The organism is Mesorhizobium silamurunense (genome assembly GCF_014843905.1).
Taxonomy (GTDB): Bacteria; Pseudomonadota; Alphaproteobacteria; order Rhizobiales; family Rhizobiaceae; genus Mesorhizobium; species Mesorhizobium silamurunense.
Window position 1 is genome coordinate 1 of sequence record NZ_LPVS01000080.1, and the last position, 18862, is coordinate 18862.

The following is an 18862-nucleotide window of genomic DNA, read 5'->3' on the forward strand; positions in this document are numbered from 1 at the left end:
GCCTGTGGCGCGGGCCGCGGCGGCGCTGCCTGCGGAGCCGGGCGCGGCCGAACCGGTGCTTCCATGCCGCCGCCCTTCTTCTCCGCCGTCAGCGCGACGACGGCGTTGACGACGCCGGGGATGGCTTTCACCACCCGCTCGGCGGCGGCGCGCAGCGGTTCCATCTCCTGCGCGCGGGCGGCGGGAACGGTTATCGAGAAGAACACCTTGGAGTCGGCGATGAAAATCTCCGAGACCAGGCCGAGGTCGACGATATTGCCGGTGAAATCCGGTCCATTGACCGTCTTCAGGCGCTCGATGACGGTTTCTTTGCTGACGGACATGAGCTTTTTCCCAAGCGTTTGCCGGTTCAGATAATGCAGTTCCCGGAGAGAACCAAGCTTCGGAACGGCATTTGCGGCGACATGCCTTCAAAAACTTGCACTCGCGTGTCGGGTTTTGCGGGCGCCTTTCGTCTTCCAGAAAGACGCATCCCGACTGCACAGGCTGCGGTCGCCAGAAGACAATGCAACGCTATCTTCCTGGTTTCGGCGGCAGCCAGCAGGGAGCAGCCGATGGAGAAAGGAGACAGTCATGCTCGAACACAGCAATGCCACAGCCAATCTCGCGGTGAAGGACCTGGAGAGGGCCAAGGCTTTCTACGTGGGAACACTGGGCCTCAAGCAGGTTGACGACATGGGCGGCGAACTGATCGTCTACAAAAGCGGCGACACGCTTATCAACGTCTATCATTCGCAATTCGCCGGGACCAACAAGGCGACCGCGGTAACCTGGGAGGTCGGCGACCAGATCGAGCCGATGGTCAAGTCGCTGCGGTCGAAGGGCGTCACCTTCGAGCACTACGACATGCCCGGCCTATCGCTCGAAGGTGATATTCATGTCGGCCACGGCATGAAAGTCGCCTGGTTCAAGGATCCCGACGGGAACATTTTAAATCTCGTGGGCAAATAGCTTCGCCCTCAGACGCGGCAGGCCGCATCATGCGGCCAACCGCGTGGCGAGGTAGGTCAACGCCGAAATCGCCGCCGTCGCCGGCAGGGTGATGACCCATGCCACGACGATATTGCCGGCTATGCCCCAGCGCACAGCCGAGACGCGGCGGGCAGCGCCCACGCCGATGATGGCTCCTGTTATTGTGTGGGTGGTCGACACCGGAACGCCGAGCCAGGTGGCGGCAAAAAGCGTGATCGCACCGCCGGTCTCGGCGCAGAAGCCCTGCATGGGATTGAGCCGCGTGATCTTCGAGCCCATGGTGTGAACGATGCGCCAGCCTCCGAGCAGCGTGCCCAGCGCCAGGGCCGACTGGCAGGTGATGACCACCCAGAGCGGCACGTAGAAGCTCTGGCCGAGCATGCCTTGCGAATAGAGCAGCACGGCGATGATGCCCATGGTCTTCTGCGCGTCATTGCCGCCGTGCCCCAGCGAATAGAGGGACGCCGAGAAGAATTGTAGGACGCGAAAGCTGTTATCGACCGCGAACGGCGTCTGCCGCACGAACAGCCATGAGACGACGAGGATGAGGACAAGCGCCAGCACGAATCCGGTCGCCGGCGAGAGGACGATCGCCGCGACCGTCTTGCCGAGCCCGGACCAGACGATGGCGCCCGTTCCGGCCTTGGCGACGCCGGCGCCGACCAGTCCGCCGATCAGCGCATGCGAGCTGCTCGACGGAATGCCGGCGATCCAGGTGACGATGTTCCAGAAGATGGCGCCGACAAGCGCGGCGAAGATCACCGCCGGTGTCACGATGTCGGCATCGACGATGCCTTTTCCCACCGTCTCGGCGACATGCAGGCCGAAGAACAGGAAGGCGATGAAATTGAAGAAAGCGGCCCAGAACACCGCGTAGTGCGGTCTGAGCACACGGGTGGAGACGATGGTCGCGATCGAATTGGCGGCATCGTGCAGGCCGTTCAAGAAATCGAAGAACAGCGCCACTGCTACGAGGCCGACCAGCAAGGGAAAGGCGATCGTGGCGTCCATCGCTACACGTTCTCGATGACGATGCCGCTGATCTCGTTGGCGACGTCCTCGAAACGGTCGACCACCTTTTCCAGTTGGCCATAGATCTCGGAACCGATTAGATAGGCCATGGGGTCGCTGCGGCCGTGCCGCTTGAACAGATCCTTGAGACCCTGCTCATGCAAGTCGTCGGCACGGCCCTCGACGCGCATGACCTCTTCGGCAATGGCATTGAGCCGCGCGGCGTTTGCGCCCACCTTGCCGAGCAGCGGGATCGCCTCTGCGACCAGTCGGGCGGCCTGGACGATGACGCCGCCCATTTCCCGCATCAGCGGATCGAATTCCCTCATCTCGAACAATTTCACCGTCTTGACGGCCTTGTGCATCGTGTCGATGGCATCATCCATCGACTGGATCAGATCCTTGATGTCGCCGCGGTCGAAGGGCGTGATGAAGGAGCGCCTGACGGCAAGCAGGACCTCCGCGGTAATGCCGTCCGCTTCGTCCTCCAGATCGACGATCTTCTGACACCAGCGGTCGATGTCCCTGCCCTGGAGAAGCTGCTCAAGCGCCTCGGCGCCGCCGACCACCGTGCGCGAATGCCGTTCGAACAGCTCGAAGAAGCGATCCTCGCGCGGCAACAGCCTGCGAAACCAACCCAGCATCTCGTCCTCCCTGCTTCCGCTTATCCCACATAGCGCCATGCGCGGCGCGGGAAAACAGATAGCCGGCTCAAAAATGTGGACGAGGTCCGATTATGCGTGTGTCTTGCGCGGCAAGACGATTTCCCCGACCTTGGGCAAACCGTGGATCGGATGATATGATCGACAAGCTGGAATTCTTCATCGCTTTAGCCAAGGAAGAGCATTTCGGCCGCGCGGCCGAAGTGTGCGGCGTCACCCAGCCGACACTGTCGGCCGGCATCAAGCAGCTCGAGGAACAGCTCGGCGTCATGCTGGTGCTGCGCGGTTCGCGCTTCCAGGGCCTGACGCCGGAAGGCAAGCAGGTGCTGGTCTGGGCGCGCCGCATCGTCGGCGACTCACGGACCATGCGCGAGGAGATGCGGGCGGCGCGCCACGGCCTTGCCGGCCGCATCCGCATCGCCGCCGTCCCGACCGCCTTGGCGATGGTGGCGCGGCTGACGACGCCGTTCCGCGAAAAGCATCCGGGCGTCACCTTCTCGATCCTGTCGCGCACCTCGATCGAGGTGTTGTCGCTGCTCGGCAATTTCGACGTCGATGCCGGCATCACCTATCTCGACAACGAACCGCTCGGGCGGGTGACCAGCGTGCCGCTCTATGACGAGCGCTACCAGCTGATCACGGCAGTCGGAAATCCCTATTCCGACCGCGACAAAGTGACGTGGGCCGAGATCAGCCAGTTGCCGCTGTGCCTGCTGACGCCGGACATGCAGAACCGGCGCATCATCGACCAGCATCTGGCGGAAGCCGGCGTGCAGGTGCGGCCGACGCTGGAATCCAACTCGATGATCGTGCTGTTCTCGCATATCCGGACCGGCAAATGGTCGTCGATCATGCCGCTCAACCTCGCGGAAACATTCGGCTTTTCAGAGCCGATCCGGGCCATTCCGATCGTTGAGCCCGATGCCAGCCACACCGTCGGTCTGGTGGCCGCGCCGCGCGAGCCGCATACGCCGCTGGTGCAGGCGCTGCTGGACGAGGCAATGGCGCTGGCAGACGATTTCCGCGCCCACCGCTAGGTTAGACAATGCAGGCTGCGCGTTTTTGATAGAAAATTTCTATCGAGCAACGAGACGGCTTTATTGATCTAGAGGGTTTCCTCTGATTTCGTAAGGACTTAGCGATATTGCGCCCTGTGCATGTCGTTGCCCCGAAACCGCTCTATATGATGGGGTGACATACATTGGGCCGCCACGACCAGGGAGGGCGCTGCATGCCGATGCAGCCTGCAAGTACCGAGATCGCGTCGCGCATAGCGGCGATCATCGAGGAGTTGAAGGACCTCGAAGGTCCGCTGCTGCCGATCCTCCACGGCATCCAGGAGGAGTTCGGCCATGTGCCGCAGGCAGCACTTCCGGTCATTGCCGACGGGCTGAACCTCTCCAGGGCAGAAGTGCACGGCGTCGTCACCTTCTATCACGATTTTCGCGCCCAGCCCGCCGGCAGGCATGTGCTGAAGCTCTGCCAGGCGGAAGCCTGCCAGTCGATGGGCTCGGACGTCGTCGCCGCCAAGGTCAAGCAGTTGCTCGGCATCGATTTCCACGAGACCACCCGTGACGGATCGGTTACACTGGAGCCGGTCTATTGCCTCGGGCTTTGCGCCTGCTCGCCGTCGGCGATGCTGGACGGGGAAGTGATCGGCCGGCTTGACGACGAGAAGATCGAAGAGATCGTCGCGGAGGTGCGTTCATGATCCCGCGCATCTACATCCCTGCCGATTCCGGCGCGCTGGCGCTCGGCGCCGAAAAAGTCGCCAAAGCGATCGAGAAAGAGCTCAAGGAACGCGGCGTCGAAGCCAAGATCGTGCGCAACGGCTCGCGCGGCGCCTATTTCCTGGAGCCGATGATCGAGGTGGCGACCGCCGAGGGCCGCGTCGCCTACGGGCCGGTGAAGCCGTCGGAGGTCAAGAGCCTGTTCGACAGCGGCTTCCTCAAGGGCGGCCATCACAAGCGCTGGCTCGGCGCGCCCGACAAGATCCCCTTCCTCGCCAAGCAGACGCGGCTGACCTTCGCCCGCTGCGGCGTCATCGATCCGCTGTCGCTCGACAGCTACAAGTCGCATGGCGGCCTGAAGGGTCTTGAGAACGCGGTCGCCATGGCGCCGGCCGACATCGTGAAACAGGTGACCGAGTCCGGCTTGCGCGGCCGCGGCGGCGCCGGTTTCCCGACCGGCATCAAATGGAAGACGGTGCTGGATACGACCTCCGAGCGCAAATACATCGTCTGCAACGCCGACGAGGGCGACAGCGCCACCTTCGCCGACCGCATGATCATGGAAGGCGATCCCTTCGTGCTGATCGAAGGCATGGCGATCGCCGGCATCGCCACCGGCGCAACCAAGGGCTTCGTCTATATTCGCTCGGAATATCCGCATGCGGTGGCGACGATGAACAAGGCCGTCGCTATCGCCCGCAAGGCGGGCGTGCTCGGCGTCAATGTGCTGGGCTCGCCCAACGCCTTCGACATGGAAATCCGCGTCGGCGCCGGCGCCTATGTCTGCGGCGAGGAAACCTCGCTGCTCAACAGCCTGGAAGGCAAGCGCGGCGTGGTGCGCGCCAAGCCGCCGCTGCCTGCCATTCAAGGATTGTTCGGCAAGCCGACGGTGATCAACAACGTCATCAGCCTCGCCTCTGTGCCGATCATCATGGACAAGGGCGCCGCCTACTACAAGGATTTCGGCATGGGCCGCTCGCGCGGCACGATCCCGATCCAGATCGCCGGTAACGTCAAGCATGGCGGGCTGTTCGAAACGGCCTTCGGCCTGACGCTGGGCGAAATCGTCGACGAGATCGGCGGCGGCACGGCTTCGGGACGTCCGGTGAAAGCGGTGCAGGTCGGCGGCCCTCTCGGGGCCTATTTCCCGCGCGCGCTTTTCGACACGCCGTTCGACTACGAGGCCTTCTCGGCCAAGGACGGGCTGATCGGCCATGCCGGCATCACCGTGTTCGACGACAGCGCCGACATGATGAAGCAGGCGCGCTTCGCCATGGAGTTCTGCGCCATCGAGAGCTGCGGCAAGTGCACGCCCTGCCGCATCGGCTCGACGCGCGGCATGGAGGTTCTCGACAAGGTCGCGGCGGGAATAGAGGCGGAGAAGAACCTCGCTCTGGTCACCGACCTCTGCAACACGATGAAGTTCGGATCGCTCTGCGCGCTGGGCGGCTTCACGCCCTACCCGGTGATGAGCTCGATCACGCATTTCCCCGAGGATTTCAAGCCGGCGCCGACGCGCGTGGCTGCCGAATAGGAGCTGGCAGATGAATATCAAAGCCGACTTCCCGACACTCATCGAAGAGATCGATTACGGCACGCCGGAGTCGAAAGCGACGAATCAGGTCACGCTGATCGTCGACGGGCAAAGCATCACCGTGCCGGAAGGTACCTCGATCATGCGCGCGGCGATGGAGGGCGGGGTCGAGATCCCGAAACTCTGCGCCACCGACATGCTGGACTCGTTCGGCTCGTGCCGCGTCTGCCTGGTCGAGATCGAAGGCCGCGGCGGCACGCCCGCTTCCTGCACGACGCCGGTCGGTGAGGGCATGGTAGTGCGCACCCAGTCCGAGCGGCTCGACGCCATCCGCCGCGGCGTCATGGAGCTCTACGTTTCCGACCATCCGGCCGGCTGGAACGAGAAGGCCGGAACCGGCGCCAGCGAGTTCGACGCGGTGGCGAAGTCGGTCGGCCTCGCCGAGAACCGCTACGGCGTCGAAGGCCGCAACCACGTTAGGCAAGAGAACGGCGTGGCGCCCGGCCATGGCTCGCTGGCCGTCGACTACATCGCCCGCGACGAATCCAACCCCTATTTCACCTACGACCCGGCGCAGTGCATCGTCTGCTCGCGCTGCGTGCGCGCCTGCGAAGAGGTGCAGGGCACCTTCGCGCTGACCATCGAGGGCCGCGGCTTCGAATCGCGCATGGTCGCCGGCATGCATGAAGACTTCATCGCTTCCGAATGCGTCTCCTGCGGCGCCTGCGTGCAGGCCTGCCCGACTGATGCGCTGCGCGAGAAGACGGTGCTCGAGAAGGGCATGCCGGAACGCTCGGCCGTCACCACCTGCGCCTATTGCGGCGTCGGCTGCTCGTTCAAGGCAGAAGTGAAGGGTGACGAGGTCATCCGCATGATGCCCTACAAGGACGGCAAGGCGAACCACGGCCATTCCTGCGTGAAGGGCCGTTTCGCCTATGGCTATGCCACCCACAAGGACCGCATCCTGTCGCCGATGATCCGGGAGAAGATCAGCGATCCCTGGCGCGAGGTGAGCTGGGAAGAGGCGATCGCCCATACCGCCAAGGAATTCCGCCGCATCCAGTACCAGTACGGACGCAGCGCCATCGGCGGCATCACCTCCTCGCGCTGCACGAATGAGGAGACCTATCTCGTCCAGAAGCTGGTGCGCCAGGGCTTCCGCAACAACAATGTCGACACCTGCGCCCGCGTCTGTCACTCGCCGACCGGTTACGGCCTCGGCCAGACCTACGGCACCTCGGCCGGCACGCAGGATTTCGACTCGGTCGAGTTCACCGACGTCGCCGTCATCATCGGCGCCAATCCGGTTTCCGCCCATCCGGTCTTCGCCTCGCGGCTGAAGAAGCGGCTGCGCCAGGGCGCCAAGCTGATCGTGCTCGACCCGCGCCGCACCGAGATGGTGAAGTCGACACATGTCGAAGCGGACTATCACCTGCCGTTGAAGCCAGGCACCAACGTGGCGGTGCTGACGGCGCTGGCGCATGTCATCGTCACCGAGGGCCTGTTCGACGAAGCCTTCATCCGCGAGCGCTGCGACTGGGCCGAGTTCCAGGACTGGGCGTCCTTCGTCGCCCTGCCGGAGAATAGCCCGGAGACGGTCGGCAAGCTCTCCGGCGTCGATCCCGAGTTGATCCGGGGTGCTGCGCGGCTCTACGCCAAGGGCGGCAACGGCGCGATCTATTACGGTCTCGGCGTCACCGAACACAGTCAGGGCTCGACCACGGTGATGGCGATCGCCAACCTTGCCATGGCCACCGGCAATATCGGCCGTCCGGGCGTCGGCGTGAACCCGCTGCGCGGCCAGAACAATGTGCAGGGTTCCTGCGACATGGGCTCCTTCCCGCATGAGCTGCCGGGTTATCGCCACATCTCGGGCGAGGCCGTGCGCGACATCTATGAGAGCCTGTGGGGCGTGAAGCTGGACGAAGAGCCCGGCCTGCGCATCCCCAACATGCTGGATGCCGCCGTCGACGGCTCGTTCAAGGGCATCTACATCCAGGGCGAGGACATCCTGCAGTCCGACCCCGACACCAAGCATGTCGCCGCTGGCCTCGCCGCGATGGAATGCGTCGTCGTGCACGACCTCTTCCTCAACGAGACGGCGAACTACGCGCATGTCTTCCTGCCGGGCTCGACCTTCCTGGAGAAGGACGGCACCTTCACCAATGCCGAGCGCCGCATCAACATGGTGCGCAAGGTGTTGGAGCCGAAGGCGCGCTATGCCGACTGGGAGGCGACGCAGGAGCTTGCCCGCGCCATCGGGCTCGACTGGAACTACGCGCATCCCTCCGAGATCATGGACGAGATCGCCAAGACGACGCCGAGCTTCGCCGGCGTTTCCTTCGATCTGCTCGACCGTGTCGGATCGGTGCAGTGGCCCTGCAACGAGAAGGCGCCGCTCGGCACGCCGATCATGCATGTCGACGGCTTCGTGCGCGGCAAGGGCAAGTTCATCCGCACCGAATATGTGGCGACGGACGAGCGGACGGGTCCGCGTTACCCGCTGCTGCTCACGACCGGGCGGATTCTCTCGCAATACAATGTCGGCGCGCAGACCCGGCGCACCGAGAATGTCATGTGGCATGCCGAGGACCGGTTGGAGATCCATCCGCACGATGCCGAGAACCGCGGCATCCGCGATGGCGACTGGGTGCGGCTGGCAAGCCGCTCCGGCGAAACCACGCTGCGGGCGCTGATCACCGATCGCGTCTCGCCGGGCGTCGTCTACACGACCTTCCACCATCCTGATACGCAGGCGAATGTGATCACCACCGACTTCTCGGACTGGGCGACCAACTGTCCGGAATACAAGGTCACCGCCGTGCAGGTGGCGCCGTCCAACGGCCCGACCGACTGGCAGAAGGACTATAACGAGCAGGCGCGCCAGAGCCGGCGGATCGCTCCGTTGCAGGCGGCGGAGTAACCTTGGCCGCGCGCCGCAAAGCAACGACGCAAATCTCGCGGCTGGCGCGTCGCGCCGGCGGCACCGCGGCGGCGAACCGCATGGTGCCGGAGGAGACGCCGGTGGCGTTCTCCTATGCCGGCACCACGCACGCCGTGATGATGGCGAGCCCCGCCGATTTCGAGGATTTCGCGCTGGGCTTCTCGCTGACCGAAGGCATCGTTGGCGACCCGAAAGAGATCGAGGCGATCGAGGTCGAGGATCTCGGCGCCGGCATCGATATCCAGATCAAGCTGAAAGACAAGGCGAACACGCGCTTCCAGGCGCGGCGGCGCAGGCTGGCCGGACCGGTCGGCTGCGGCTTGTGCGGCATCGAATCCATCGAGGAAGCGATGCGCTCGGTCGACGCGGTCGGTTCGTCGAAGCTTACGCTTGAGGCCGAGGACGTCACCCGTTCGGTCAGGCTGCTGTCTAAGCTGCAGCCGCTGCATACGGAGACCGGCGCGGTGCATGCCGCGGGCTTCTATGTTCCCGGCAAGGGCGTCGTGATGGCGCGCGAGGATGTCGGCCGCCACAACGCGCTGGACAAGCTTGCCGGCGCGCTGGCGAAAGCCGGCATCGACGGCGCGAGCGGTGCAGTCGTCGTCACTTCGCGCGTGTCGGTGGAGATGGTGCAAAAGACGGCCGCCATCGGCGCGCCGATCATCATGGCCGTCTCGGCGCCGACAGCACTTGCCATCCGCACGGCAGAGGCCGCCGGCATGACGCTGGTGGCGCTGGTGCGCGGCGACGATTTCGATATTTTCACCCACCCTGACCGGGTGGCTTGCGGAGTTGCCAAGCATGTCGCATGACGAAGACCATATCGCCAACACCAGGGAAAAGCTGGTGCGCATGGCCAACCAGATCGCCACCTTCTTCCATTCGAAGCCGCGCGAGGAAGGCATTACCGGCGTTGCCGAGCACATCAACAAGTTCTGGGAGCCGCGGATGCGGCGGCAGTTCTTCGAGTTGCTCGACGGCGACCCAGAGGATTTCGACGACCTGGTGATCGCCGCCTCGGCCAGGATCAAGCGGCCCAAGACGCCCGAACAGGCCGACAAGAGCCTCGGCTATACCAGGCCCCCCGAGGCCGAGGGCGCCGCTCCGCACAAATAAGAGCTGCCGCGCGCCATCGGCGCCAAAGGTCTAACATTTTCGATCTCTAAAGTTTGTCTGCCGCGCGTGGCGGGGTTCTGCTATGGTCGCAGACAGGAAATCGTCTGGCCGGCGGGGCAGTTGCGTGAGGCCTATCGAGACCAGATACGCCCGTAGCGCAGATGTGCGGATCGCCTACCAGGTGGTCGGCCAGGGTTCGTTCGATCTCGTCTTCGTGCCTGGATTCATTTCCAATCTCGACCTGCAATGGGAGGACGAAGGCTACAGCCGACTCTTGAAACGGCTCTCGGTCTTCTCGCGTCTGATCCTGTTCGACAAGCGCGGCACCGGACTTTCCGATCGTGTCGACAGCCGTCATCTGCCCAGCCTGGAGACCCGGATGGACGACGTGCGCGCGGTGATGGACGCTGCCGGCAGCGGCCGCGCGGCGCTCCTCGGCGCCTCGGAAGGAGCGCCGATGGCGATGCTGTTCGCGGCGACCTACCCCGAGCGGACGCGGGCGCTGGTGCTCTATGGCGGCTATGCGCATTTCCACAAATGGGTGATGCCGCCTGAGCGGCTGGAAGCCTTCATCGAGACAGCGGAGACATCCTGGGGCACCGGCGCCACGTTGCCCAATTTCGCGCCAGGCCGGGTGGACGATCCGCACTTTTCGCAATGGTGGGCACGGTTCGAGCGGCTGTCGGCGAGCCCGACCGCCGCGACGGCGCTTGCCCGCATGAATGCCGGGATCGACGTGCGCGGCGTCCTGTCCGCGATCAGCGCGCCGACGCTGATCATCCATCGCCGCAACGACGCGCGCATCGACCCGGAGGCCAGCCGCTTCCTCGCCAGGAAGATCCATGGCGCCCGGCTGGTCGAGATTCCCGGGCGCGACCATCCGATCTGGACCGGGGACGTCGACGGGGTGGCCGACTTGGTCGAGGAGTTCCTGACCGGCCAGCCGGCGGTGGCCGACACCGAGCGCGTGCTCGCCGCGCTGCTGGTGACGCGTATCTACGATACGGCCAAGCTCGGCGATCGCATGTGGAGCGAGCGGAGCCAGCGCTTCCAGGAAACATGGCGGCTGCTGGTCGGCCGCCATGGCGGGCGCGTCGCCGGCACGCATGGCGAATTGATGATCTCGCGCTTCGACGGGCCGGCCCGCGCCATACGCTGCGCGGCGGCGCTGCGCGACGCGGCGCAGCAGATCGGCGTGGCAAGTGCTCAAGGGGTGCATGTGGGCGAGATCGAAATGCGCGGCCAGCCGGTCGGCCTGGCGGCGCGGGTGACGATGCAGCTCGCCGTCCATGCCGGGCGCGGCGACATCCTCGCTTCGCGGCTGGTCGCCGAACTTGCGATAGGTTCCGGCCTGCATTTCGTCGATGCCGGCCGCATCAGCCTCGACGAGCTGGGCGAACCGCTGCCGGTGGTCCAGGCGACATCGGAACAGCATCTGGAACCGGCCTGCCGCCCCAAGCCCAGGGCCATGGAACCGGCAGCACTGACGGCGCGGGAAAGCGAGGTGGTGAGCCTGATTGCGGACGGCATGAGCAATGCGGCGATCGCCGCCGAGCTGAAGCTCAGCGAGCACACGGTCAAGCGGCACGTCGCCAACATATTGCTCAAGCTCGACCTGCCGTCGCGGGCGGCGGCGGCGGCCTTTTCGGCCAGGCATCCTGGCCCGGACGGGCCATGAGAGCCATGGCGCTTTCGAGCGAAGCGGCGAAGGCGACTTGAGGGTTACGAATTCTTCCCATGCAGGCCGGGCGATGTCGCCGAGACGGCACTGCGAATGGAGGATGAAATGCTGAAACTGCATCGCAAGATCGGATTGCTGGCATTTGCCGCAGGCGCATTGCTGGCCATCACCCCGGCGCGGGCCGAAGACGCTTCGGCAACGGCCGCCTACAAGGACATCCAGGCCACGCTCGGCTCGGTGCCCGACATGTTCAAGACGCTGCCGGACGTCGCCGTTGCCGGCGCCTGGGCCGAGATCAAGGGCGTGCAGCTCAATCCCAACACAGCGCTTGACGGCAAGACCAAGGAGCTGATGGGCCTTGCGGTCGCCTCGCAGATCCCCTGCCAATACTGCATCTATTTCCACACGCTGGCCGCCAAGGCCAACGGCGCGAGCGACGAGGAGATCAAGGAGACGATAGCGATGGCGGCGATCGTGCGTCACTGGTCGACGATGCTCAACGGCAGCCAGGTCGACCTCAGCGCCTTCAAGAAGCAGACCGACGACCTGTTCGCGGCCGTCAAGGCGAAGTCGCAGTGAAAGGCATGGTGCTGCCCGGCACGGCGCCGGGCAGCACCCCCATCGAACGCCCGGTCAGACGGGCCATGGAGATCAAAATGCTGACCAAGACACAAACAGTGGACGGCGCGGCGATCAAGAAGGCGATCGAAGGCCGTGACGGAAAAATGCTGTCGAGCTTCTACAATGACGATGCGCTGGTGCGGGTGATCGACCGCAACAACCCGCCGAGCAAGCCGCGCGAAATCCGCGGCCGCGCGGCGATCAGCACCTTCTGGGACGACATCTGCAGCCGGGCGATGACCCACAAGGTCGACACCACGATCACGGAGGGCGACAGCCTCGCCTTCACGCAAGCCTGCGCCTATCCGGACGGCACGAAGGTGTTCTGCGCGGCGATGCTGGAGCTGAAGAACGGCCGCATCGCCCGGCAGACTGTCGTGCAGGCCTGGGACGAGTAGATCAACCGCGGGCTCAACCGCAATCAGGGAGGAGAACAAAATGTTCAGTGCCAGATGGCAGATCGACGCCAAGTTCGGCCACAAGCAGACCGTGATCGAGATGATGCGGCAATGGGAACGCGAGATCGGCTCGCAGGTCGGCATCGCCGACCTCAAGTTCCAGATCATGACCGGATCGATCGGCGCGCGCGAAGCGACGATCGAGACGCATCACCAGGTCGAGACCCTAGCCCAGTTGGAGGAATTCTTCGCCAAGATCGCCAAGATCGACGCGCATGCCAAATGGGGCAAGGAACTGGAGCCCTATGTGGTGTCGGGCACCAGCGTTTGGCAGATCTTGCGGATCGTGGAGTAGTGCTTGGCGTTCCCCGTTCACAGGGAGAAGATGCCGGCAGGCAGATGAGGGCGGAGCCGGCCTCGGCAATGCCTGCGCTGCCCCTCATCCGGCCCTTCGGGCCACCCTCTCCCCGTAAACGGGGACAGGGAAACATTCACCCGTGCGCGACCATCACGTGGCGAACGGCGGTATAGTCTTCCAGCGCGTAGAGCGACATGTCCTTGCCGTAGCCGGACTGCTTGAGCCCTCCATGCGGCATCTCGTTGGTGAGCATGAAGTGGGTGTTGATCCAGGTGCAGCCATATTGCAGGCGCGCGGCGGTCGCCATGGCGCGCGAGACGTCCCTGGTCCACACAGAGGAAGCAAGACCGTAGTCGCTGTCGTTCGCCCAGTTCACGGCTTCGTCGACCTCCGAGAAGCGGGTCACCGAGACGACCGGACCGAAGACCTCGCGGCGCACGATCTCGTCTTCCTGCAGCGCGCCGGCGACGACCGTCGGCTGGTAGTAGAAGCCTGAGCCCTCGCCCGGCTTGCCGCCGGTGGTGATCTCGATGTGCTTCAATTCCGAGGCGCGCTCGACGAAGCTCGACACGCGGTCGCGCTGGCGGCGCGAGATCAGCGGCCCGATCTCGTTTTCGGTGTCGTCGGGCAAATTGTACTTGATGGTCGAGACCGCCGAGGAGAGGTCGGCGACGAGCTTGTCGTAGATCTTCTTGCCGGCATAGATGCGGCAGGCGGCGGTGCAGTCCTGGCCGGCATTGTAATAGCCGAAGGCGCGCAGGCCGTTGACCACGGCGCCCAAGTCGGCGTCGTCGAAGACGACGACCGGCGCCTTGCCGCCGAGCTCCAGATGCGTGCGCTTGACCGACTTGGCGGCCGCCTGCAGCACCTTCTTGCCGGTGGCGACGTCGCCGGTGATGGAGATCATGTTGACCTTGGCATGGTTGATCAGCGCGTTGCCGACGCTGTCGCCGCGGCCGAGCACGACGTTAACGACGCCCTCGGGCAGGATTTCCGACAGGATCTTCGCCAGCTTCAGAGCCGTCAGCGGCGTCTGCTCCGACGGTTTGAAGACGACGGTGTTGCCGCCGCCTATCGCCGGCGCCAGCTTCCAGGCCATCATCATCAGCGGATAGTTCCAGGGCGCGATGGAGGCGACGATACCGATCGGATCGCGCCGGACCATCGAGGTGTGGCCGGGCAGATATTCGCCGGCGACCTGGCCGGGCATCGAGCGCACCGCGCCGGCGAAGAAGCGATAGCAATCGACGATCGCCGGGATCTCGTCGTTGAGCACGGCATTGATCGGCTTGCCGCAGTTCAGCGCCTCGAGCGCCGCGAACTCCTTGGCTTCGGCCTCGATGCGGTCGGCAATCTTCAAGAGATAGCCGGAGCGCTGCGCAGGCGTCGTGCGCGACCAGCTGGCGAAAGCCTTCCCGGCCGCCGCGACCGCTACCTCGATCTGCGCCGGGCTCGCTTCGGCCAAGTTGAGGATGGTCGCCCCGGTCTTCGGATTGAGGATCGGCTCCTCGGTTTCGGTGCCCTTCTCGAATTTCGAGCCGATGAGCATTTGAGTGTCCATGGGGTTTCTCCCTTATTCGGTTATTTGCCCGAGCCGGCTATCTGGTCGCCGTCGCGGGTCAGGTAGTAGGCAAAAAGGATCGGCAGCAGCGTCACCAGCACGACCACCATGGCGACGACATTGGTGACCGGACGCTGGCGCGGGCGGATCAGTTCTTCCAGCATCCAGATCGGCACCGTCTGCTGCTGGCCGGCGGTGAAAGTGGTGACGATGACCTCGTCGAAGGACAGCGCGAAGGCGAGCATGCCGCCGGCAAGCAGGGCGGTTGCGATGTTGGGCAGCACGATATGCCGGAAAGTCTGGAAGCCGTCGGCGCCGAGATCCATCGAGGCCTCGATCATCGAGCCGGAGGTGCGGCGGAAGCGGGCGACGGCGTTGTTGTAGACGACGACCACGCAGAAGGTGGCGTGGCCGAGCACGATCGTCCAGAACGAGAACGGGATGTCGGCGAGCGCAAAGGCGGAGCGCAGCGCAATGCCGGTGATGATGCCGGGCAGCGCGATCGGCAGGATGACGAGCAACGAAATGGTCTCGCGGCCGAAGAAGCGCGTCTGCGAGACCGCGGCGGCACAGAGCGTGCCCAACACCAGCGCGATCGCCGTGGAGATGGCCGCGACGCGGATCGACAGCGACAGCGCCTCCCACACATCCGGCCGGTTCCAGGTGACGGCGAACCATTGCGTGGTGAGCCCCGGCGGCGGCCAGACGAAGCTCTTCTCCTCGGTTGTGAAGGCGTAGACGAAGATCAGCAGGATCGGCAGGTGCAGGAAGAGCAGGCCGCAGGCGGCGGCGATCTTCAGGCCGAGCGGAGCGGACTGGCCGCGGTCAGAGCGCATCGAAGGCCCCCATGCGCTTGGCGCCCCAGAGGTAGAAGCCCATGATGACGATGGGCACCACGGTGAAGGCGGCGGCGAGCGGGATGTTGCCGGCGGTGCCCTGCTGCGAATAGACGGCCTGGCCGATGAAAAGCCGCGAGGTCCCGATGATCTGCGGGATGATGTAGTCGCCGAGCGTCAGCGAGAAGGTGAAGATCGAGCCGGCGACGATGCCGGGCAGCGCCAGCGGGAACAGCACGTTGCGAAAAGTCTGGCCGGGCGAGGCGCCGAGATCCGACGAGGCCTCGACCAGATTGCCGGGCACTCGTTCGAGCGCCGCCTGAACGGGGAGGATCATGAAAGGCAGCCAGACATAGACGAAGACGATGAAAGTACCGGTGAAGGACACCGACAGCGAATTGCCGCCGACGATGGGCAGCGACAGCCAGGCATCGAGCAGCCACAAAAGATTCAGCTTGGCGAGCAGCCAGGTGAGGATGCCTTCCTTGGCGAGGATCAGCTTCCAGGCGTAGATCTTGACCAGGTAGCTCGACCACAGCGGCAGCATGACGCCGAGATAGAACAGCGCCTTCCAGCGGCCGCGCGCGTATCGCGCCGCATAATAGGCGATGGGGAAGGCGACGATCGCCGAGGCGAGCGTGACGAGTGCGGCCATCGTCACGGTACGCATGATGATGTCGAGATTGGCGGCCTGGAACAGGTCGCCATAGGTCTTCAGCGTGAATTCGCGGTTGATGAGGCCGGAAAACTCGTCGATGGAGAAGAAGCTCTGCGCCAGCAGCGCGAAGAGCGAGCCGATATAGACGATGCCCAGCCACAGGACCGGCGGCAGCAGCATCAGGAAAAGCAGAAGCTTCGGCCGGCGCCAGAACAGATCTGAGAGCGCGCCGCGCAGGCCGCCGCTGCCCGGCAGGATGGCGGGGGCCGTGGCACGTGGCATCGCAGCATCGAGGCTCATGCCGGCTCGTCCATCAAATGAAGGCTCTCGCGATTGAAGGTCAGCATGACAGCCTCGCCTTCCTGCGGCAGGGCAGCGCCGGCGGGCACGACCGCATGCAGGCGCAGCCCATCGGCATCGAGCGCGAGCCTTGTCGTGGCGCCCAGGTAATTGGTCCCGACCAGGCGCGCGGCAACGCCGTCGCCGCTCGTCGCGCTTGAGACGCGGATGGATTCAGGCCTGAGACTTCCCCAGCGATGCTGGCCGGAGTAGCGCTGGACGAAATCCGGCGGCAGCACATTGGAGGAACCGACGAAGTCGGCGACGAAGCGCGTTTTCGGCCGCTGGTAGATATCCTCGGGCGTGCCGACCTGCATGATCCTGCCGTCGTTGAAGACGGCGACGCGGTCGGCCATCGACAGCGCCTCGCCCTGGTCGTGGGTGACGAAGACGAAGGTGATGCCGAGCACCTTCTGCAGCGACTTCAGCTCTTCCTGCATGTTCTCGCGCAGCTTGAGGTCGAGCGCGCCGAGCGGCTCGTCGAGCAGCAGCACCTTGGGCTGGTTGACGAGCGCACGCGCGAGCGCGACGCGCTGGCGCTGGCCGCCGGAGAGCTGGCCGGGGCGGCGGGCGCCATAGCCCGACAGCCGCACCAGCGAGAGCGCCTCTTCCGAAGCCTTCAGCCGCTCAGCCTTGCCGACGCCCTTGACCATCAGGCCGTAGGCGACATTGTCGAGCACATTCAGATGCGGGAACAGCGCGTAGTCCTGGAACACGGTGTTGACGTTGCGGCGGTAGGGCGGGACGCCCTCGGCACGCTCGCCGAAGATGGAGATCGAGCCTGCCGTCGGCTGCTCGAAGCCGGCGATCAGCCTGAGGCAGGTCGTCTTGCCGGAGCCAGACGGGCCGAGCATGGCGAAGAACTCGCCCGGCGCGATCTCGAGATCGACCGCGTCGACGGCGCGCACGCTGCCGAAATGGCGCGAGACTTGTTTGAAGGAAACGGCGGAGGTCATGGGCCCTGTCAGTCAGTTGCTGGTTGGTCTTTTGACGTCGCCTGCACCGCTTCGGATAGTAAAGCGGCTCGCTAGCTCGCGCGGCACCCTACCTCCCCCTTGTGGGGAGGTCGCGGCGCAGCCGCGGGTAGGGGTGATTGGCACGAAAACTGCCGCACTAACCCCACCCCGACGCTACGCGTCGACCCTCCCCACAAGGGGGAGGGTAAGGAAGATCACCGCCCGCCGATGACGCCGATATAGTCCGACACCCAGCGATAATAGGGCACGCACTGGTCGTTCTGGCTGGCGCATTTCGAGACCGGCGTCTTCCAGAACTTGATCTTGTCGAAATTGTCGTAGCCGTTGGTCTTGCAGCCCTCGTCGCCGAGCAGCTCATTGGTCTTGCAGGCGGCGGGCACCACCGGCAGCGAGCCGAACCAGGACGAGACGTCGCCTTGGACCTTGGGCGAGAGCGAGTGCTCGAGCCACATATAGGCGCAGTTCGGATGGGCGGCGTCCGCTTCCATCATGGTGGTGTCGGCCCAGCCGGTGACGCCCTCTTCCGGCACGGTCGAGGCGACCGGCTTCTTGGCGGCGACCAGCGTGTTCACCTGATAGGGCCACGAGCCGGAGGCTACCACGCCTTCGTTCTGGAAGTCGTCCACCTGGATCGCGGCATCGTGCCAGTAGCGGCCGACCAGCGTGCGCTGCGTGCGCAGCAGGTCGAGCGCCGCCTTGTACTGGTCTTCGTTGAGTTCGTACGGGTCCTTGATGCCCAGTTCCGGCTTGTGGAACATCAGATAGTTGGCGGCGTCCGCAATGTGGATCGGGCCGTCATAGGCCTGCACCCGGCCCTTGTTCGACTTGCCGTCGGGCAGCTTCATCTCCTCGAAGACGACGTTCCAGCTCTTGGGCGCTTCCTTGAAGACATCGGTGTTGTACATCAGGATGTTCGGGCCCCACTGGTAGGGAACGCCGTAATGCACCTTGTCGACGGTGAACCAGGGCGCCTCCTTCAGGCGGTCGTCGACCGTCTTCCAGCTCTTGATGAGGTCCGTGTTGATCGGCTGCACGCGCTTGCCGGCGACGAGGCGCAGCGAAGCATCACCCGAAGCCGTCACCAGGTCGAAGCCGCCCTCGTTCATCAGCGAGACCATCTCGTCCGACGTGTTGGCGGTCTTGACGTTGACCTTGCAGCCGGTCTCCTTCTCGAAAGCGGACACCCAGTCATAGTTCTTGTCGGTCTCGCCGCGCTCGATATAGCCCGGCCAGGCAACGATATTGAGCTCGCCCTCGCCCTTGCCGAGCTCCTTGACCTGGGCGATCGCCTGACCCGAGAAGGTCAGCGCAACCGTCAACGCCGTGCATGACTTCAGGAATGCATTCATCATCGATCTCCCATTTTGGCGCATGACCCCGAAACCGGTCCGGTTTTCGGAAAGGATCATGCGCAAACCTGAACGCCAGAGCTCTAACTGCCCTGACAGCCGCGTTCCCGAGCGG

At 64.6% G+C, this 18862-nt stretch carries 19 protein-coding genes; 11 read left to right on the forward strand and 8 right to left on the reverse strand.

The features are described from left to right. Positions 1–323: iron-sulfur cluster assembly protein (locus AU465_RS22855; protein ID WP_192253386.1), on the reverse strand; the 323-nt coding region annotated here is incomplete at its 3' end. A 250-nt stretch (positions 324–573) separates the two neighbouring features. On the opposite strand from AU465_RS22855, the gene AU465_RS22860 reads away from it, so the two are divergent. Beyond that, a complete protein-coding gene (locus AU465_RS22860; RefSeq protein ID WP_192253389.1) occupies positions 574–951 on the forward strand; it encodes a VOC family protein in 378 nt (125 codons plus the stop codon). Positions 952–978: 27 nt separating this feature from the next. Here AU465_RS22860 and AU465_RS22865 read toward each other — a convergent pair whose 3' ends face one another. Together AU465_RS22865 and AU465_RS22870 are read right to left on the reverse strand one after the other, a co-directional pair. After that, positions 979–1983 (reverse strand): inorganic phosphate transporter, encoded by a 1005-nt coding sequence (locus AU465_RS22865; protein WP_192253392.1) that lies wholly within the window; start codon positions 1981–1983, stop codon positions 979–981. Between the two features lie 2 nt (positions 1984–1985). Then, the gene (locus tag AU465_RS22870) at positions 1986–2627 is read right to left on the reverse strand and encodes a DUF47 domain-containing protein (RefSeq protein WP_126089611.1); all 642 of its coding nucleotides are present in this window, start codon (positions 2625–2627) and stop codon (positions 1986–1988) included. Between the two features lie 155 nt (positions 2628–2782). Here AU465_RS22870 and AU465_RS22875 point away from each other — a divergent pair, with 155 nt between their 5' ends. The 10 genes from AU465_RS22875 to AU465_RS22920 all read left to right on the forward strand — a co-directional run bounded on the left by AU465_RS22875 (position 2783) and on the right by AU465_RS22920 (position 13024). Further along, complete coding sequence (locus tag AU465_RS22875) at positions 2783–3682, forward strand: LysR family transcriptional regulator (protein ID WP_192253395.1); 900 nt, start codon at positions 2783–2785, stop codon at positions 3680–3682. 194 nt (positions 3683–3876) lie between these two features. After that, positions 3877–4356, forward strand: a complete 480-nt coding sequence (locus AU465_RS22880) for a formate dehydrogenase subunit gamma (RefSeq protein ID WP_210325213.1) — start codon at positions 3877–3879, stop codon at positions 4354–4356. Continuing rightward, the gene (locus AU465_RS22885) at positions 4353–5909 is read left to right on the forward strand and encodes a formate dehydrogenase beta subunit (protein ID WP_192253398.1); all 1557 of its coding nucleotides are present in this window, start codon (positions 4353–4355) and stop codon (positions 5907–5909) included. The genes AU465_RS22880 and AU465_RS22885 overlap by 4 nt, the downstream gene beginning before the upstream one ends. A 10-nt stretch (positions 5910–5919) precedes the next feature. After that, positions 5920–8832, forward strand: a complete 2913-nt coding sequence (gene fdhF / locus AU465_RS22890) for a formate dehydrogenase subunit alpha (protein ID WP_192253401.1) — start codon at positions 5920–5922, stop codon at positions 8830–8832. 2 nt (positions 8833–8834) lie between these two features. After that, a complete protein-coding gene (gene fdhD / locus AU465_RS22895; protein ID WP_192253404.1) occupies positions 8835–9665 on the forward strand; it encodes a formate dehydrogenase accessory sulfurtransferase FdhD in 831 nt (276 codons plus the stop codon). Beyond that, the gene (locus AU465_RS22900; RefSeq protein WP_192253407.1) at positions 9655–9969 is read left to right on the forward strand and encodes a formate dehydrogenase subunit delta; all 315 of its coding nucleotides are present in this window, start codon (positions 9655–9657) and stop codon (positions 9967–9969) included. The genes fdhD and AU465_RS22900 overlap by 11 nt, the downstream gene beginning before the upstream one ends. Before the next feature lie 124 nt (positions 9970–10093). Further along, on the forward strand, positions 10094–11647 hold the full coding sequence (locus tag AU465_RS22905; RefSeq protein ID WP_192253411.1) for an alpha/beta fold hydrolase: 1554 nt from the start codon (positions 10094–10096) through the stop codon (positions 11645–11647). A gap of 108 nt (positions 11648–11755) precedes the next feature. Next, positions 11756–12229 carry a carboxymuconolactone decarboxylase family protein gene (locus AU465_RS22910; RefSeq protein WP_192253414.1) on the forward strand — a complete coding sequence of 158 codons (474 nt, stop codon included), beginning with the start codon at positions 11756–11758 and terminating at the stop codon, positions 12227–12229. Positions 12230–12306: 77 nt separating this feature from the next. Continuing rightward, entirely contained in the window at positions 12307–12669 is a 363-nt protein-coding gene (locus AU465_RS22915; protein ID WP_192253417.1) for a nuclear transport factor 2 family protein, read from the forward strand. Between the two features lie 40 nt (positions 12670–12709). After that, on the forward strand, positions 12710–13024 hold the full coding sequence (locus AU465_RS22920) for a hypothetical protein (protein WP_192253420.1): 315 nt from the start codon (positions 12710–12712) through the stop codon (positions 13022–13024). A 136-nt stretch (positions 13025–13160) separates the two neighbouring features. On the opposite strand, the gene AU465_RS22925 is transcribed toward AU465_RS22920, so the two are convergent. The 5 genes from AU465_RS22925 to AU465_RS22945 form a co-directional block, all read right to left on the reverse strand. Continuing rightward, the gene (locus tag AU465_RS22925; protein WP_192253423.1) at positions 13161–14588 is read right to left on the reverse strand and encodes a gamma-aminobutyraldehyde dehydrogenase; all 1428 of its coding nucleotides are present in this window, start codon (positions 14586–14588) and stop codon (positions 13161–13163) included. A 20-nt stretch (positions 14589–14608) separates the two neighbouring features. Then, positions 14609–15424, reverse strand: a complete 816-nt coding sequence (locus AU465_RS22930; RefSeq protein WP_192253426.1) for an ABC transporter permease — start codon at positions 15422–15424, stop codon at positions 14609–14611. Beyond that, positions 15414–16364 (reverse strand): ABC transporter permease, encoded by a 951-nt coding sequence (locus AU465_RS22935; protein WP_210325215.1) that lies wholly within the window; start codon positions 16362–16364, stop codon positions 15414–15416. The genes AU465_RS22930 and AU465_RS22935 overlap by 11 nt, the downstream gene beginning before the upstream one ends. A 14-nt stretch (positions 16365–16378) precedes the next feature. Then, complete coding sequence (locus AU465_RS22940; RefSeq protein ID WP_192253432.1) at positions 16379–17377, reverse strand: ABC transporter ATP-binding protein; 999 nt, start codon at positions 17375–17377, stop codon at positions 16379–16381. Positions 17378–17592: 215 nt separating this feature from the next. Further along, positions 17593–18747, reverse strand: coding sequence for an ABC transporter substrate-binding protein (locus AU465_RS22945; RefSeq protein WP_192253435.1), 1155 nt, complete (start codon positions 18745–18747; stop codon positions 17593–17595). Positions 18748–18862 lie beyond the last annotated feature (115 nt).